This window comes from Bradyrhizobium sp. BRP22, from assembly GCF_020194175.1.
Lineage (GTDB): Bacteria > Pseudomonadota > Alphaproteobacteria > Rhizobiales > Xanthobacteraceae > Bradyrhizobium.
Window position 1 is genome coordinate 1 of record NZ_JADYVX010000094.1, and the last position, 1,665, is coordinate 1,665.

Sequence of the window (1,665 nt, forward strand, 5' to 3'; positions counted from 1 at the left end):
GAGACTGGGTAAGAATCTGAGCTTTTTGTAGGAACGAGTGTACGATTCGGTATGACGAATCGTAGGTTCAAGACCGGCGTCAGCCGGGATCAGGTCAGCCTTCTACCTGCACGGGTCGAAGATTATGTGGGCCGGGATAGTCCCGTTCGGGCAATCGAGGCATTTGTCGAGGCGCTGGACCTTGATCGGCTCGGTTTCTGCCATGGCGGCACAGACGGCGGGCCAGGACAACCGCCTTACGATCCGGCCGATCTGCTGAAGCTCTATCTTTATGGGTACACCAACCGGATCCGGTCCTCGCGCGCGCTTGAGCGCGAGGCCAGTCGCAATCTCGAACTGATCTGGCTGATGAAGCAGCTGGTGCCCGGCTATCGCACCATTGCCAATTTCCGCCGGGACAATTGGAAGGCGCTCAAGGCGACGAACCGGGAGTTTGTGCTGATGATGCGCGAACTCGGCCTTTTGGGCGGTGAAATGGTGGCGATCGACGGGGCGTTTTTTGATGGCAACGCCAGCAAGGCGAGCATCAAGACGCAGCGCAAGCTTGCCAAGAGACTGGCGGAGATCGAACGGGAGATTGAAGCCTATGGCGCCGCGCTGGAAGCCAATGACAGCGCGGAGGCGGAACGTCCACCGGCGGGACCGGACGATGGCGGAAGCGCGGGCGGTGAAGACGTCGGGCAAAAGGTTGCGGCTTTGATGAGGAAGCGCGCGACGCTGAAGGCGGATCTAGCGCAGTTGAAAGAGACGGGCCAGACGCAGTTGTCGCGAACCGATGCGGATGCCCGCTTGCTGTCGAAGAACGGCCAGGTGGTGGCGGGCTACAACGTTCAGATCGCGGTGGACGACAGGCACAAGCTGATCTCGGCGAGCGAGGTCGTCAACGACGGCAACGATAGCGGCCAGCTCTACACCATGGCGAAGGCCGCGAAGGAGGAGCTTGGCGTCGATACGCTGACGGTGCTCGCCGACACTGGCTATTACAATGGCAAGGCGCTGAAGGACTGCGAGGAGAACGGGATCGTTGCCTACGTTCCGCGGGCCCAGCGAAGCGAGCGGCTCGCCGCGCAAGGCCGCCTGAGCCATGAAGAGTTCATCTATGACGCAGCGGCGGATGCCTATCGCTGCCCCGCAGGTGCTCTTCTGCAACCTTCGAACGGGCACAAGGTCAATGCCGGCCGGATCGAGATCCGCTACACGAGCCGCAAGGCCGACTGCGACGCCTGCCCTTTGCGCTCCCGCTGTCTGTCGGCCAAGACGCCGACGCGTAGCATCCAGCGTTGGGAGCACGAGGCTGTTCTCGACCGGCATCGCGCCCGGATGGCAGGTGCCGAGGCGCAGATGCGCCGCCGGGCCGAACTCGCCGAACACCCTTTCGGCACCCTCAAATGCAGGGCGGGCTACCGCCACTTCCTCGTCCGCGGCTTCGACAAAGTGCGCGGCGAATGGGGCCTGATGGCGCTCTGCTACAACTTCTCCCGCGTGCTGAGCATCCTTGGCTTCGACAGCTTTATGGCCTATCTGGCCAAATGCCGGCTTTATCTCGTGCCCCTGCTGCTCAACATTGCGTCAGCGGCCATAGCCGGCTTCCACACCCTGATCTTCTGCCCAAAAGCTAGGATCTGTCCGGAATTGAGCGCGCCAGCCTAGCCGGACGCTCAAAAC

Annotated in this window: 1 protein-coding gene; it reads left to right on the forward strand. The window is 62.1% G+C overall.

Going from position 1 to position 1,665, the window contains the following annotated elements; genetic code table 11:
• The first annotated feature begins 51 nt into the window (after window positions 1-51).
• Window positions 52-1,650 (forward strand): IS1182 family transposase, encoded by a 1,599-nt coding sequence (locus tag I6F35_RS39490; protein ID WP_225122955.1) that lies wholly within the window; start codon window positions 52-54, stop codon window positions 1,648-1,650.
• Window positions 1,651-1,665 lie beyond the last annotated feature (15 nt).

What these genes read in the sequence shown, in the direction of transcription:
- I6F35_RS39490 (WP_225122955.1), top strand. Translation starts at nt 52, where the DNA reads ATGACGAATCGTAGGTTCAAGACCGGCGTCAGCCGGGATCAGGTCAGC.